Here is a 15,204-nt window from a genome sequence, read left to right on the forward strand (position 1 = left end):
CGTCCACACCTGCGTTCGGGCCGGCTCCAGGGGCGGTACGCGGCGCGCTCAGGCGCGGGCGAGGGCGGCCAGGGGAGTGGGCACCGGGGTGCCGGCGCCCTGCACGAGCCAGCGGAAGTCGCCGAGTCCGCCGCGCGCGGTCAGTTCGCCGGCCTCGCCGGCGTCGCGCAGCGCGCTGAGGTAGCCGCGCGGGTCGCTGCGGGCCAGTTCGTACGGCGGCCGGGTGCCGCGGACGCCCAGGGCGTGCAGGGCTTGGCGCTGCGTCAGGTGCAAGGTGCCCGCGGCGCCGGCCGCTTCGGCCGCGGCGGCGATGGCGTCGACCGCGACGTGCGAGGTGACATCGCAGGTGCCGTCCGGGACCGGGGCCACCATGCGGCCCTGCCGGTAGCCGGTGAGCGTGCCCTGCGGGGGGCGCGTCGCCCGCTCGTGGCCGTAGTCGATGGCGACCGCCAGGCCGCCGTCCAGGGATTCCACGGCCGCCGCCCAGGCGGCATCGCGCGGCGCGCCGATCTCCGCGCGGGTGCCCGGCTCGGCGCCCTTGACCGGCCACCAGCGGTCCAGCCACGCGGCGTCCGCACCGGACGCCTCCGGGCCCAGCCGCTCGCGCCCGGTGCCGGACTCGACCTCCACGATGCGGGTCACGCCGTCCGCGTCCACCTCGACGACGTCGACCGGCACGTTGTCCAGCCACTCGTTGGCGACCAGCAGTGCGGCCCGCCCGGCCGGGATCTCCGCGGACCACCCGATCGAGGGAGGCAGCGCCTCCGGTCGGGCCGCCACGTCCACGCCGTGCAGTTCCAGCGCCGGGTCCGCGCGCCGCAGCGCGACCAGCAGCTCCCCGCGCCCGGCGCCCATGTCGACCACGGTCCGCAGCCCGGCCGCCCGGGCCAGCCGGGCAAGCGCACCGGCGAACAGCGGCGAGGCGTGCACCGAAGTGCGGAAGTGCCCCGCGGGCCCCTCGGGCCGCAGATAGAAGCCGCCGGTCCCGTAGAGGGCGCGGTGCGTGGCGTCCCGCCAAGAGGACCAGGTGTTCATCGGCGACGACGCTACCGCTCCCGCGCGCCCAGTGTGGCCGTACCGGGGGATGGTGATCGAACTCTTAGGGTGGGTTTGTGCAGGGGATCTATGCGTGGCTCCGGGCCCGGCCGCTGGTCGTCGACTCGGCCTGGGCGCTGATCCTGCTGGCCCTGAGCCTGCTGGAGATCCTCACCGACCCTCTCCCCGGCAACTCCGCCGCCGAGTACACCGCCCTGGTGCTGCTGTGCGGTGCCGTGATGCTCCGGCGCGTGCTGCCGGTGACGGTACTGCTGGCCACCTGGCTCGCCGGGTTCGTCCAGCTGGCCGGCGACGTGCCGCCCGCGATGATGGACTTCGCGATGCCGGTGATCGTCTACGGCGCCGCGGCGTACGCCCCGCGGTGGGCCTCGCGGCTCGCGCTGGCCGGCTGCTTCGTGGCCCCGAGCGCCGCGGCCGCGCGCTGGTGGGACGAGCCCGAGACGAGCACCTCCAACACCGTCATCCTCTTCCTGCTGCTCACCGGCCCGTTCGTGATCGCCTGGGTGCTGGGCGACTCGATGCGCACCCGACGCGCGTACTACGCCGAGTTGGAGGACCGCGCCGCCCGCCTGGAGCGCGAGCGCGACGCCCAGGCCCAGGTGGCCGCGGCCGGCGAGCGCGCCCGGATCGCCCGCGAACTGCACGACGTGGTCGCGCACAACGTGTCGGTGATGGTCGTGCAGGCCGACGGCGCCGCGTACGCCATCGACGCCGCCCCCGAGCGGGCCCGGGCCGCCCTCGGCACGATCTCCGCGACCGGCCGCGAGGCACTCGCCGAGATGCGCCGCCTGCTCGGCGTGCTGCGCTCCACCGGCGAGGACCAGGGCCTGGTCCCGCAGCCCGGCGTCGACCAGCTCGAAGACCTGATGGCCCAGGTCCGCGGTGCCGGGCTGCCGGTCGAACTGCGCGTCGACGGGGTGCCCGCCGAACTCGCCCAGGGCGTCGCCCTCGCGGTCTACCGCATCGTCCAGGAAGCCCTCACCAACACCCGCAAGCACGGCGGCCCCGACGCGGCCGCCACCGTCCACCTGCACTACGGCGACGCCGCGCTGAGCCTGGAGATCACCGACGACGGCCGCGGCGCGGACGCGCCCGGCGACGGCATGGGCCACGGCCTCGTCGGCATGCGCGAACGCGTCGCCATGTTCGGCGGCACCCTCACCGCGGGCCCTTCGCCGGACGGCGGCTACCGGGTCTCCGCATCGCTGCCCCTGAACGGCCCCGACGGCAAGAAGTAGCCCGCGCCCGGCGGTTCCCCGGCCCGGCCTGCCTTTCCGGGGGCATCCCCCAGGGGCCGCCGGCCCACCCCCTCCGCCCTGGGGCGGGGACGGCGCGCGGGACCATCGGCCGTCCGGCCGGGCAGTACGTGCGACCTGCGTCGTAGACCCGGCTCCATACGCAGGCGGACGCCCGGCAGGCCGCGCGTCCCTAGGCTCGAAGGCATGCAGAGTGTGTACGAGTGGCTGAGAAGGCACCCGTTCGCGGTGGACGCGGCGGGTGCCTTCGTGCTGCTCGGCATGGGCGGGCTCTACGCCATGGCCGCGAACACTCCCGCCGAGGCGGCCGCCGAGGGTTTCGTCGCGCTCGTCCTGTGCGCCGCGATGGCCATACGCCGCGTCCACCTGGTCGCCGCATCGGTGGGCGTGGTGGCCGGCGGCCTCCTGCAACTGGGCCTGGGCGTGCTGCCCAACCCCGTGGACCTCGCGATGATCGTGGTGCTGCACTGCGCCGCGAAGTCCGGGCCGCGCTGGCTGTCGCGGCTCGGCCTGGCGATGGCCGTGGTGGGCCCGGCGCTCATGACGATCCGCTTCCCCGCCGACGAGCCCGCCGACTTCAAGGAGAACTTCCTCGGGTTCGCCTTCGTGTCGTTCATGCTGATCATCGGCTGGGTGCTGGGCGACTCGATGCGCACCCGCCGCGCCTACTACGCCGAGCTGGAGGACCGCGCCGCACGCCTGGAGCGCGAGCGCGATGCGCACGCAGAGGTCGCCGCGGCCGCGGAACGCGCCCGGATCGCCCGCGAACTGCACGACGTGGTCGCGCACAACGTGTCGGTCATGGTCGTGCAGGCCGACGGCGCCGCATACGCCATCGATGCCGCCCCCGACACCGCCCGCGCGGCGCTCGGCACCATCTCGACCACCGGCCGCGAGGCACTCGCCGAGATGCGCCGCCTCCTCGGCGTGCTGCGCTCCGAGAACGAGCGCGGCCCGTACGCCCCGCAGCCCGGTGTCGAGCAGCTCGGCGACCTGGTCGACCGGGTCCGCGAGGCCGGCCTGCCGGTCGACCTGCGCATCGTGGGCGTGCCGGTCGAGCTCGGCAAGAGCGTCGCGCTGGCGTCGTACCGGATCGTCCAGGAAGCCCTCACCAACACCCGCAAACACGCCGGTCCGGCGGTGCACGCACAGGTCGTGCTCGGCTACGGCGAAGATGTCCTGGAGATGACCATCACCGACGACGGCCGCGGCGCCGACGCACCCGGCGACGGCATGGGCCACGGCCTGGTCGGCATGCGCGAGCGCGTCGCGATGCTCGGCGGCCGCCTGGAGACCGGCCCGGCCCCGTCCGGCGGCTGGCAGGTCCGCGTGGTCCTGCCGTACGCGGCGGACACCCCGCGCACGGTCCCGTCGGCCTCCGCCCGCCCGCCCGCACCGGCGGCCGCACCCGCGGCCCCCGCGACGCCCCGGCGGTCCGAGCGGCCCGCTCGTCCCGTCGCCGCCCCCGGCACCCCCACCGCACAAGGAGCCTGACGCCAGATATGACCATCCGGGTGATGCTGGTCGACGACCAGGAACTGCTGCGCACCGGATTCACCATGGTGCTCCAGGCCCAGCCCGACATGGAGGTGGTGGCCGAGGCCGGCAACGGCGCCGAGGCCATCGAGAAGCTCCGGTCGACGGCTGTCGACGTGGTCCTGATGGACGTGCGCATGCCGCGCATGGACGGTGTCGAGGCGTGCCGCCGCATCGCCGGCGACGGCCCCGACACCATCAAGCTGCCGGCCGGCCGGGAGCGTCCGAAGGTGCTCATGCTGACCACCTTCGACCTCGACGAGTACGCGTTCGCGGCCATCAAGGCGGGCGCCAGCGGGTTCCTGCTCAAGGACGTCCCGCCGACCGAACTGCTGTCCGGCATCCGGGCGGTGGCCTCGGGCGACGCGGTGGTCGCGCCCAGCACCACGCGCCGCCTGCTGGACCGCTTCGCGCCCATCCTGCCCAGCGAGTCGGACGCCCGCCCCGAGGCCGTCGAGTCGCTCACCGAGCGCGAGCACGAGGTGCTGCTGCTGGTCGCGCAGGGACTGTCCAACGCGGAGATCGCGGAGCGCCTGTTCCTGTCCGAGGCGACCGTGAAGACGCACGTCGGCCGCATCCTGATGAAGCTGGGGCTGCGCGACCGCGTGCAGGCGGTGGTGCTGGCGTACGAGACCGGCCTGGTCCGGGCCCGCGGCGCCTGACCGGGGATCGAGGGACCGGGGACCGGCCGCGCGGTGCCTGCCGCGCGGCCCGGCTGCGTCAGTCGGTGTAGAAGCCCCCGTCCGGGTGCAGCATCTCGCCAGTGAAGTACGACGACTGCTGGCCGGCCAGGAACAGCGCCGCGTCCGCGACCTCGCGCGCGGTGCCCATCCGGCCCAGCGGCACGTTCGCGAGCAGGCGCTCCTCAAGGTCCGGCAGCCCGCGGACGACCGCGGTCATGTTGGTCTCGATGAAGCCCGGGCCGATCGCGTTCACCCGGATCCCGGCCGGGCCGAGCACCCGCGCCGCGTATTTGGTGAGCATCCACACCCCGGCCTTGGAGACCGAATACGCGGGCGCGCCCGCCTCCGGGTGCTTGGCCGCGATCGACGCGATGGTGATGATCGAACCGCGCCGCTTGAGGTCGAGCATGACGCGGGACGCGGCCTGCACCGCGAGCAGCGTGCCGGTGAGGTTCACGTCCAGCACCTGCTGCCATTCGGACAGCCGCAGTTCGGTGAAGCGCCGCATCGGGTCGGGTTGTTCGCGGGCGTGCTTGGCGGCCTTGCGGGCCACCGCCTCGGGCCGGTCGCTGCGGTAGTCGGCGGTCGAGATGCCGGCCGCGGTCACCAGGATGTCGATGCCGCCGAAGAGGTCGACGGCGTGCTGCATCACCGTCTCGTTGTCGGTCGGGCTGCTCGCGTCGGCGTGCATGTACGCCGCCCGGCGGCCCTTCTTCTCGACCGCGGCGATGGTGTCCATGCCGAGCTCGTCGAGGATGTCCGCGACGACGACGTCGGCGCCTTCCTCCGCGAAGCGCTCGCAGCACGCCCGGCCGATGCCGTTCGCACCCCCGGTGACCACCGCCACTTTGCCTTCCAGCAGGCCATTCGCCCGGCCCTGCCGCTGCTCCCGATCCCGGCCCATCCGCGTCGATCCCTCCCGCCCGCGCGCCCGTTCCCCGGCCTGGTGCCCGCCGCGCGCGTACCGCCCCATCCTGCCCGCCGGAATCCGTGCTCGAAACCGACGGCGCGCTGAGGCATGCTGTTACACCGTTACAGACATGACGCCGTGTCAGCTGTGTCAGGAGGAAGTCCCATGACCACCATCGCCGAGGGCCCCGACCTGTCGATCCACGTCGGCGCCGACGACCTGCCGTTCGTCGAGATCGGCGGCGGCAACAAGCTGAAGGTCGTGTGCGTCAAGCCGCAGGAAGGCCTGTGGATCGTCGAGAACGTCTTCCAGGCCGGCTTCCAGGCCCCGCGCCACCGGCACACCGGCCCGGTGTACGCGTACACCACCGCCGGCGCCTGGAAGTACGCCGAGTACGACTACACCAACCGCGCCGGCTCCTTCCTGTACGAGCCCGCCGGCTCGGTGCACACCCTCACCTGCGTGGAGCCGGACACCCGCGTCTGGTTCCAGATGTACGGCAGCAACCTGAACCTGGACGACGACGGCAACATCGAGTCGGTCACCGACGGCCCCGGCACCCTGCGCGCCTACTACGCGCTGTGCGAGGCCCAGGGCTTCGGCCGCCCGAACGTCCTGGTCGCCTGAGGAGCAGCAGCATGACCACCGCCGCCGCGCGCGACATCTACAGCCCCGACCTGTACGTGGCCGGGGCCCCGCACGAGCTGTTCACCGAGCTGCGCCGCACCAGCCCGCTCTACTGGCAGGACATGCCCGGCGAGCCCGGCTACTGGGCGGTGCTCAAGCACGCGGACGTCGAGTTCGTCTCGCAGCGCTCCGACCTGTTCTCCGCGGCCAGCGGGGGCATCGTGCTGGAGAACCTGGAGGAGGACCGCCTGGAGGCGCTGCGCGGCTCGCTGCTGGCCATGGACCCGCCGCAGCACCGGGCGTACCGCAAGCCGCTGGTGAAGTCCTTCACCGCCAAGGTGGTCGGCGGCATGGAGGCGCGGATCCGGGAGATCACCCAGGAGATCTTCGCGACGCTTCCGGCCGAGGGGGTCGTCGAGTTCGTGCACGACGTCACCTCCAGCCTGCCGACCCAGGTCATCGGCGAGCTGATGGGCCTGCCGCGCGAGGACTGGGACTACATCCACCGCCTCGCCGAGCGGAACACCACCAGCCAGGACCCGAACGTCGGCGGCGGCGAGGAGGACGGCTACGGCCCCGGTGCGGCGTCCATCGAGATGGCCAAGTACGCGATCGGCTTTGCCATGAAGCGTCGCGTCGAGGAGCCGCGCGAGGACCTCACCACGCTGATCCTGGAGTCGGAGTTCGGCGGCAAGCGGATGTCCGACGTCGAATTCGGGATGTTCTTCGTCCAGCTGGTCACGGCGGGGAACGACACCACCAAGACGATGCTGGCCGCCGGGCTGCACGCGCTGCTCACCCATCCGGAGCAACTTGCCGCGGTGCGGCAGGACCCCGCGCTGGTGCCGGGCGCGGTCGAGGAGATCCTGCGCTGGGCCAACCCGCTGCACTACTTCCGGCGCACCGCGACGCAGGACGTCGAGCTGCGCGGCGTGCAGATCAAGGCGGGCGACAAGGTCGCCATGTACTACACCTCGGCCAATCGCGACGAAGAGGTGTTCGAGGACGCCCAGAGTTTCGACATCTCGCGGCGCCCCAACCCGCATCTGTCGTTCGGCTTCGCCGAGCACTTCTGCCTGGGCGTGCACATCGCGCGCCTGGAGGGCCGGGTGTTCTTCGAGGAACTGTTCGCCTCGTTCCCGCGGATCGAACTGGCGGGCGAGCCGACCCGGGTCCGATCCAACCTCAACAACGCCCTGAAGACCCTGCCGGTCCGGATGTACCGCACCGCCTGAACCGGCTCCGAATGGGCCTCTGACCTGGCCGTTCATGCCGACCGGCGGCACATGTGATTGACCTCCCGAACCTCGGGGGATCCCTGAAAGTCCGATATGCGCGATATCGGGCGATATGGTCCCCTGGTTCGGGAGGTTCACATGCGAAAGCTCATGGCTCGTGTGGCCCTCAGGTCCGCGCTCGCGATATCCGCGGTCGGCATTGTCGCCGCTGCGGGAGCGTTCGACGGAGGCCCGGCGAAGGACACCCGGAACACCCCCGCGCAGACGGTCGCGGCCCAGCCCGCCGGCTGGCACGCGGACACCGCCGACGCGGGCACCCGCGCAGGGCAGGCCGCCGCGGACGCGCAGTCCGCGTCGTCCTCGTACACCCTGCGCACCGAGAACGGCCCCCGTGCGGCGCTCGCGGCCCGCATCGTCACCGCGACGCTGCTGCTCACCGGACTGGTGCTGACCGGCCTCGGCGCGATCGGCATGCGCGGCCCGAGCCTCTCCCGCGGGCGCCGCGACGTGCCGGTGCCGATGGTTCCGGCATACGCCCCCGCACGGATCCCCCGGCCCGGAGGCCACCCGCGATTCGGCCCGCCCCCCACCTGAGTACGCTGATCAGGCCAGTACTCGTCCGGTACCCACCGCGGACTGGAACGGAAGGCCATCGTGAACGACAACGACCCCCTCGCCGTACCCCAACGGCGGCCCCGCCCCGCGGACCCCGCGGACCGACCCGCCCGCCTCGCGGTCGGTGTCGTGGGCGCCGGCCGCGTCGGTGCGCCGCTGGCCGCCGCGCTCGCCCTCGCCGGGCACCACGTGGTGGCCGCCTCGGGCGTCTCGGACGCCTCCCGGCGCCGGGCCGAGGAGCTCCTCCCCGGCGTACCGCTCACCACTCCCCAGGACGTCATCGCGCGCGCCGATCTGGTGCTGCTGACCGTCCCGGACGACGCGCTGCGCGACCTGGTCGGCGGCCTTGCCGCCACCGGTGCGCTCAAGCCCGGCCAGCTCCTCGTGCACACCTCCGGACGCTTCGGCGTGGGCGTCCTGGAGGACGCCGCGCGCGCCGGTGCGCTGCCGCTCGCCCTGCACCCCGTCATGACGTTCACCGGCACCTCGGTGGACGTCCAGCGGCTGGTCGGCTGCTCGTTCGGGGTCACCGCCCCCGAGGTGCTGCGGCCGGTCGCCGAGGCCCTCGTGGTCGAGATGGGCGGCGAGCCGGAATGGATCGACGAAAGCGCCCGGCCGCTCTACCACGTGGCCCTCGCCAACGGCGCGAACCACCTGGTCACCCTGGTCGCGCAGTCCCGCGACCTGCTGGCCGCGGCCGGCGTGCGCGCCCCGGACCGGATGCTCGGCCCGCTGCTCGGCGCCGCGCTGGACAACGCGCTGCGGTCCGGCGACCTGGCCCTGACCGGCCCCGTGGCCCGCGGCGACGCGGGCACCGTGGCGGCGCACGTGGCCGAACTGCGCCGCGTCGCCCCCGAAGCGCTCGCGGCGTACATCGCGATGGCCCGGCTGACCGCCGACCGCGCGCTGACCGCGGGGATGTTGAAGCCGGAATCGGCCGAGGCGCTCTTGGACGTCCTCGCGGAAGGCGGTGCGTGATGGCGCTGTTCGGACACCGCAAGCACAAGCCGCTGCTGGTGCGCGACCGCAGCAAGCTGGCCGAGCTGCGCGACGAATGGGCCCTGGAAAGCCAGGGCTGGGCCGTCGTGATGACCATGGGCGCGCTGCACGACGGGCACGCCGCGCTCATCCGCGCCGCCCGCGAACGCGTCGGCAAGCACGGCGTCGTGGTGGTGACCGTCTTCGTGAACCCGCTGCAGTTCGGCGCGAACGAGGACCTGGACCGCTACCCGCGCACCCTCGACGACGACCTGATCGTCTGTCACGAGGCAGGCGCCAATGCGGTGTTCGCGCCCTCGGTCGAGGACGTCTACCCGCACGGCGAACCCTCGGTGCGCGTCTCGGCCGGACCGGTGGGCACGGTGCTGGAAGGCGCGTCGCGCCCTGGCCACTTCGACGGCATGCTCACGGTCGTCGCCAAGCTGCTGCACATCGCCTCGCCCGGTGCCGGAGTGGACTACTTCGCGTTCTTCGGCGAGAAGGACGCGCAGCAACTCGCGCTGATCCGGCGCATGGTCGCGGACCTCAACTTCGACGTGGAGATCGTCGGGGTGCCGACCGTCCGCGAGCCCGACGGCCTCGCGCTGTCCAGCCGCAACCGCTTCCTCGGCGAGGCCGACCGGGTCACCGCCCTCACCCTGAGCCGCGCGCTGCGCGCCGGCGCGGCCGAGGCGGAGTACGGCGCGGCCGCGGTGCGCGACGTCGCCGCCGCGGTCCTGGCCGCGGCCGCCGCCGCCGAACCCCCGCTCGAACTCGACTACCTCGCCTTGGTGGACCCCGCGACGTTCGCGGAGGTCCCGGCGGACCACACCGGCCCGGCCGTCCTCGCCGTCGCCGCCCGGGTCGGCTCGACCCGCCTGATCGACAATGTCCCCCTGGTCATCGCAGGAGCACGGTCATGATGCGCACGATGTTCAAGTCCAAGATCCACCGGGCCACCGTGACCCAGGCGGACCTGCACTACGTCGGCTCGGTCACCATCGACGAGGACCTCCTCGACGCCGCCGACCTGCTGCCCGGCGAGCTGGTCCACATCGTCGACATCGACAACGGCGCGCGCCTGGAGACGTACACGATCGCGGGGCCGCGCGGCACCGGCATCATCGGCATCAACGGGGCCGCGGCCCGCCTCGTGCACACCGGCGACCTGGTGATCATCATCGCGTACGCGCAGGTCACCGACGAGGAAGCGCGGGACATGAAGCCCCGCGTGGTGTTCGTGGACGGCGAGAACCGCATCACCGGGACCGGCCACGACCCGGCCGAGGTGCCGTCCGGCAGCGAGCTCGTGCGCGGCGACGTGCCCGAGCCGCGGGCCGCCGAGGCCGCATCGGCCAAGGCCGCGCGCAAGGCGGCCAGGAAGGCCTCCGCACCCAAGAAGCCCGCGAAGAAGACCGTCCGGTGACCACCTACCCGACCCGCCTGGCCGCGCCGGCGCCCGGCTGGGCGACGTACGCCGACGTGATCGTGATCGGCTCGGGCGTCGCCGGGCTGACCGCCGCGCTGCGCGCCCGCGCGGCCGGCAGCGTCCTGGTGGTCACCAAGGCCGTCCTCGACGAAGGCTCCACGCGCTGGGCGCAGGGCGGCATCGCGGCCGCGCTGGGCGAGGGCGACACCCCCGAGCAGCACATGCAGGACACCCTGGTGGCCGGCGCCGGGCTGTGCGACGAGGAGGCCGTCCGCGTCCTCGTCTCCGAAGGGCCGGGCGCGGTCCGCCGGCTGATGTCGGTGGGCGCCGAGTTCGACCGGGACGCCGACGGCAACATCCTGCTCACCCGCGAAGGCGGCCACCTGCGCAACCGCATCGCGCACGCGGGCGGCGACGCCACCGGCGCGGAGATATCGCGGGCGCTCGTGCAGGCCGTCCACGAGGCCGGCATCGAGGTCATCGAACACGCGCTGGTGCTGGACCTGTTGCAGGACGCCGAAGGCCGGGCCTGCGGCGTGACCCTGCACGTCATGGGCGAAGGCGCCCGCGACGGCGTGGGGGCGGTGCACGGCCGCGCGGTGGTCCTCGCCGCGGGCGGCATGGGCCAGATCTTCTCCTCGACCACCAATCCGCACGTGTCCACCGGCGACGGCGTCGCGCTCGCGCTGCGTGCCGGAGCCGAGGTCGCGGACCTGGAGTTCGTGCAGTTCCACCCGACCGTCCTGTGGCTCGGGGCGGGCGCGGAGGGCCAGCAGCCGCTGGTCTCCGAAGCGGTGCGCGGCGAGGGCGCCTACCTCGTCGACGCCGACGGCGTACGGTTCATGACGGGCCGTCACCCGCTCGGCGAGCTGGCCCCGCGGGACATCGTGGCCAAGGGCATCATGCGGCGCATGGCCGAAACCGGCGCCGAGCACATGTACTTGGACGGGCGGCACTTCGGCGCCGAGATGTGGGCGGAGCGCTTCCCGACCATCCTGGCCTCGTGCCGGTCGCACGGCATCGACCCGGTGACCGAGCTGATCCCGGTCGCGCCCGCCGCGCATTACGCGAGCGGCGGCGTGCGCACCGACCTGGACGGGCGTACGTCGGTGCCCGGCCTGTACGCGTGCGGCGAGGTGGCGTGCACGGGCGTGCACGGCGCGAACCGGCTGGCGTCCAACTCGCTCCTCGAAGGCCTCGTCTTCGCCGAGCGCATCGCCGCGGACTTGCTCCGCGACCTGCCGCCGCGCCGCGAACCGGCCGAACCCGCGGGCGAGGCCGCGTTGTTGGACCCGGGCGTACGCGCCCCCCTGCAGCGCGCGATGACCGCGGGCGCGGGCGTGCTGCGCAGCCGCGACAGCCTGCGCGAGACCACGCGCGTACTGGCCGACCTGGCGGTGCGTACCGGTGCCGACCCGTGCACCGAGGCGTGGGAGGCGACCAACCTGCACACGGTGGCCGGCGCGCTCGCCGCCACCGCGTACGACCGCGAGGAAACCCGCGGCTGCCACTGGCGCGAGGACTTCCCCGAGGCCGACGACAAGGACTGGCGCGGCCACCTGACGACCACCATGGCCGACGGCCGACTCGACCTGAAGTACGTGCCGTACGAGCCCAAGGAGACGCCGTGACGCTCACTCCTGACCTGACGTCCCGCCTGGCCAAGGCCGGCCTCGACCCGGCCGCGGTGGAGGCGCTCGTGCGCGCCGCGGTGGCCGAGGACCTCGACGGCGGCGTCGACGTCACCTCGGTGGCCACGGTGCCCGCCGAGGCCCGCGGGCACGCCGACTTCACCGCCCGCAGCGCGGGCGTCGCGGCCGGCATCCCGGTGGCCGAGGCGGTCGTCGAGGCGGTCTGCGGCGACGACGTGGTGATCGAGCGCTTCGTCGCGGACGGCGACCCCATCGCCCCCGGGCAGGTCCTGTTCACCGCCACCGGCGCGACCCGCGACCTGCTCACCGCCGAGCGGTGCGCGCTCAACCTGCTGTGCCGCCTGTCCGGCATCGCGACCCTCACCCGGACCTGGGTGGACGCCGTCGCGGGCACCGGCGCGGCGATCCGCGACACCCGCAAGACCACCCCGGGCCTGCGCGCGCTGGAGAAGTACGCGGTGCGCTGCGGCGGCGGGGTCAACCACCGCATGTCGCTGTCCGACGCGGCGATGGTCAAGGACAACCACGTCGTCGCCGCGGGCGGCGTCGCGGAGGCCTTCCGCGCGGTGCGCGCGGCCTTCCCCGACGTGCCGGTCGAGGTCGAGGTCGACCATTTGGAGCAGATCCCGCCGGTCCTCGACGCGGGGGCCGACCTGATCCTGCTCGACAACATGGCCCCCGCCCAACTGCGCGAAGCCGTCGCGCTGGTCGGCGGCCGGGCCCGGCTGGAATCCAGCGGCGGCCTGACCCTGGACACCGCGTACGAGGCGGCCGCCAGCGGGGTCGACTACCTCGCCGTGGGGGCGCTCACCCACTCCGCCCCGATCCTCGACATCGGCGTCGACCTCCGCGACTGACCGACCGCTCTCCCAGCCAGGTACTGTGCACACTTCCGCCGCCCCCGCCGCCCCTGTGACACCCCACCGCCCCAGCCAAGGACACGCGACGATGCTCCTGACGATCGACGTAGGCAACACGCACACCGTGCTCGGCCTGTTCGACGGTGACGAAATCGTCGAGCACTGGCGCATCTCCACCGACGCGCGGCGCACCGCCGACGAGCTCGCGGTGGTGCTGCAGGGCCTGCTCGGCCAGCACCCGCTGATCGGCGCGGGCGGGGTCGACGGCATCGCCGTCTGCTCGACCGTGCCCTCGGTGCTGCACGAGATGCGCGACATGTTCCGCCGCTACTACGGGGACATCCCCGCGGTGGTCGTGGAACCCGGCGTCAAGACCGGCGTACCCGTCCTCATGGACAACCCCAAGGAAGTCGGCACCGACCGCATCATCAACGCCCTCGCCGCCATCAAGCTCTACGGCGGCCCGTGCATCGTGGTCGACTTCGGCACCGCCACCACCTTCGACGCGGTCAGCGCCAAGGGCGAGTACATCGGCGGCGCGATCGCCCCCGGCATCGAGATCTCCGTCGACGCCCTCGGCGCCCGCGGCGCCCAGCTCCGCAAGATCGAGCTCATGCGCCCGCGCAGCGTGGTCGGCAAGAGCACCGTCGAGGCCATGCAGGCCGGCATCCTCTACGGCTTCGCCGGCCAGGTCGACGGCGTCGTCAAGCGCATGGCCGCGGAACTCTCCGACGACCCCGAGTCGGTCACCGTCGTCGCCACCGGCGGCCTCGCCACCCTGGTCCTCGGCGAAGCCTCCGTCATCGACGTCCACGAACCCTGGCTCACCCTCATCGGCCTCCGCATGGTCTACGAACGCAACGCGGGCGCCTGACTCTTCGGCCGACGACCCCAACACGTCACCTGCCGGTGCCCCGCGCCATCAGACTCTCGGTGCACCGGCAACTGACGCAGCGTCACGCCTCGCAGAACCGTTCTGCCCCGCCAAAGAATCGGATGGTGCAGACCACTAGGCTCGCGCCTCACGTCCCAAGTATTCGTGAGGTCCTATGCGTTTCCGTAGAACAGCTGCTGTCGCTGCCCTGGCGGCCGCCACCGCCTCGCTTGGTCTCAGTACCGGCACAGCCACTGCTGCTCAGCCGACGATTCGCACCGAGACGGTCGACCGGATCGACGGTGTGCAGCCCGGTGCGACGCTCGACGCGCCTTTGACCTTCGTCGCCGACGGGGGAAGCATCGACAAGTTCATAGTCGTGGCCAGCTTGGGGCCGGACTTCACGACCGCCGAGAACTACAGCAACTGCGTATACGGGAAGCCGCGCAGTGGACCGGGGGCTGCCTACGAGCTCGCGGTGTGCGTAGTCGAGCAGCACATCGCAGAGGGTGTGGCCTACCGACCCGCACAACCGGTGAAACTGAAGTTGGCGGCTGATGCAACCACAGCTGCGGCCTCGTTCGGCGTGGTGCCCTGGGACGAACAGGCGTACCGCACTTACACCGACGGGCAGTTCACTCCCGGAAGTGGCACCGCCGAAATGCGCTTCGCCGAACGTCCGGGTGGTCCGCTCCCCGAGACTTCGCTGACAAGCGGATTTGCGCAGTTGTACGTCACGACAACAGTGCCTGCGGATCTGGCGATCGCCGACGGAGAGGTGACGAGGACCGACAAGGGCACGGATGTCTCCTTCACGGTCACCAACACCGGCCCGGGCAAGTTCTATGCGGGCCCTGGCCCTTGGCTGCGGGCGCGCGTGGACCTGCCCAAGGGAGTCACCTACGTCTCCGATGGGCCCCGCGACTGCAATTGGCCCAAGGGCCACGTGCCTGGCGTCGGGTCTCCCGACGGCGTCTGGCTGACGTGCAGCATGGCGGCGGATGCCGCTTCATCCGCATTCCGCACGAAGATCCACTTCGTGGGGTCGGTGCCCGCTGACGCGGTCATCAAGGTGACGTTGTTCCCGTCGGCCTTCGACAAGAACCAGACCAACGACGTGGCCACCATTGCCCTGGTTCCAGGGGCAAAGCCCCAGCCGGTGCCGGTGCCGGTGCCGACGCCGCCGCCGGGCTCCGGCAGCGCGTCCCAGGGTGGTAGTGCGACGACCGGCGGGACGACGAGCGGCGCCCCTGCCGGGAACCAGGCAGAGGTCCCGGGCACGGAGCTGGCGAACACCGGCGGGTCCTCGTCCACGCTGCTCATTGCTGGGGCGGGGGCCGGGCTGCTGCTTGTCGCGGGGGCTGCGTTCTTCGTCGCGCGGCGCCGCAAAGGCGGCGTGACCGCGGCCTGACACGCCGACTGATGACACCGCTGTGGAGGGGCGGGGCCGATGGCCCTGCCCCTTGACAGCGCCGCGCACGGAATGGCAG

At 72.9% G+C, this 15,204-nt stretch carries 14 protein-coding genes and 1 pseudogene; 13 read left to right on the top strand and 2 right to left on the bottom strand.

Annotated elements, in window-relative coordinates; genetic code table 11:
- Nucleotides 1-48: 48 nt before the first annotated feature.
- Nucleotides 49-1,035 (bottom strand): SAM-dependent methyltransferase, encoded by a 987-nt coding sequence (locus LZ495_RS19210; RefSeq protein WP_235053563.1) that lies wholly within the window; start codon nt 1,033-1,035, stop codon nt 49-51.
- Nucleotides 1,036-1,112: 77 nt separating this feature from the next.
- Here LZ495_RS19210 and LZ495_RS19215 point away from each other — a divergent pair, with 77 nt between their 5' ends.
- From LZ495_RS19215 to LZ495_RS19225, 3 genes are all read left to right on the top strand, one after another.
- Complete coding sequence (locus LZ495_RS19215) at nt 1,113-2,294, top strand: sensor histidine kinase (RefSeq protein WP_235053565.1); 1,182 nt, start codon at nt 1,113-1,115, stop codon at nt 2,292-2,294.
- Between the two features lie 204 nt (nt 2,295-2,498).
- Nucleotides 2,499-3,806 carry a sensor histidine kinase gene (locus LZ495_RS19220; protein ID WP_235053567.1) on the top strand — a complete coding sequence of 436 codons (1,308 nt, stop codon included), beginning with the start codon at nt 2,499-2,501 and terminating at the stop codon, nt 3,804-3,806.
- 8 nt (nt 3,807-3,814) lie between these two features.
- Nucleotides 3,815-4,510, top strand: coding sequence for a response regulator (locus tag LZ495_RS19225; protein WP_235053568.1), 696 nt, complete (start codon nt 3,815-3,817; stop codon nt 4,508-4,510).
- 58 nt (nt 4,511-4,568) lie between these two features.
- On the opposite strand, the gene LZ495_RS19230 is transcribed toward LZ495_RS19225, so the two are convergent.
- Entirely contained in the window at nt 4,569-5,435 is an 867-nt protein-coding gene (locus tag LZ495_RS19230) for an SDR family NAD(P)-dependent oxidoreductase (RefSeq protein WP_235053569.1), read from the bottom strand.
- A 171-nt stretch (nt 5,436-5,606) separates the two neighbouring features.
- Between LZ495_RS19230 and LZ495_RS19235 the strand changes: the two genes are divergently transcribed.
- From LZ495_RS19235 to LZ495_RS19280, 10 genes and pseudogenes are all read left to right on the top strand, one after another.
- Nucleotides 5,607-6,068: a 2,4'-dihydroxyacetophenone dioxygenase family protein gene (locus tag LZ495_RS19235; protein WP_235053570.1), complete on the top strand. Its 462-nt coding sequence runs from the start codon at nt 5,607-5,609 to the stop codon at nt 6,066-6,068.
- Between the two features lie 11 nt (nt 6,069-6,079).
- Entirely contained in the window at nt 6,080-7,303 is a 1,224-nt protein-coding gene (locus LZ495_RS19240) for a cytochrome P450 (protein ID WP_235053571.1), read from the top strand.
- A gap of 141 nt (nt 7,304-7,444) precedes the next feature.
- Nucleotides 7,445-7,900: a hypothetical protein gene (locus tag LZ495_RS19245; RefSeq protein ID WP_235053572.1), complete on the top strand. Its 456-nt coding sequence runs from the start codon at nt 7,445-7,447 to the stop codon at nt 7,898-7,900.
- A gap of 60 nt (nt 7,901-7,960) precedes the next feature.
- Nucleotides 7,961-8,899 (top strand): Rossmann-like and DUF2520 domain-containing protein, encoded by a 939-nt coding sequence (locus LZ495_RS19250; RefSeq protein ID WP_235053575.1) that lies wholly within the window; start codon nt 7,961-7,963, stop codon nt 8,897-8,899.
- Nucleotides 8,899-9,822 (top strand): pantoate--beta-alanine ligase, encoded by a 924-nt coding sequence (gene panC / locus LZ495_RS19255; protein WP_235053576.1) that lies wholly within the window; start codon nt 8,899-8,901, stop codon nt 9,820-9,822. Before LZ495_RS19250 ends, panC begins: the two co-directional genes overlap by 1 nt.
- Nucleotides 9,819-10,214: pseudogene (gene panD, locus LZ495_RS19260) on the top strand (aspartate 1-decarboxylase); the annotation flags it as partial. The gene panC and the pseudogene panD, both read left to right, overlap by 4 nt.
- A 107-nt stretch (nt 10,215-10,321) precedes the next feature.
- The gene (locus LZ495_RS19265; RefSeq protein WP_235053577.1) at nt 10,322-11,959 is read left to right on the top strand and encodes an L-aspartate oxidase; all 1,638 of its coding nucleotides are present in this window, start codon (nt 10,322-10,324) and stop codon (nt 11,957-11,959) included.
- The gene (nadC, locus tag LZ495_RS19270; RefSeq protein ID WP_235053578.1) at nt 11,956-12,837 is read left to right on the top strand and encodes a carboxylating nicotinate-nucleotide diphosphorylase; all 882 of its coding nucleotides are present in this window, start codon (nt 11,956-11,958) and stop codon (nt 12,835-12,837) included. Before LZ495_RS19265 ends, nadC begins: the two co-directional genes overlap by 4 nt.
- 91 nt (nt 12,838-12,928) lie before the next feature.
- The gene (locus LZ495_RS19275; RefSeq protein WP_235053580.1) at nt 12,929-13,714 is read left to right on the top strand and encodes a type III pantothenate kinase; all 786 of its coding nucleotides are present in this window, start codon (nt 12,929-12,931) and stop codon (nt 13,712-13,714) included.
- A gap of 175 nt (nt 13,715-13,889) precedes the next feature.
- A complete protein-coding gene (locus LZ495_RS19280) occupies nt 13,890-15,125 on the top strand; it encodes an LPXTG cell wall anchor domain-containing protein (RefSeq protein WP_235053582.1) in 1,236 nt (411 codons plus the stop codon).
- The last annotated feature ends 79 nt before the right edge of the window (nt 15,126-15,204 follow it).

It is taken from the genome of Yinghuangia soli, from assembly GCF_021502675.1.
GTDB lineage: Bacteria > Actinomycetota > Actinomycetes > Streptomycetales > Streptomycetaceae > Yinghuangia > Yinghuangia soli.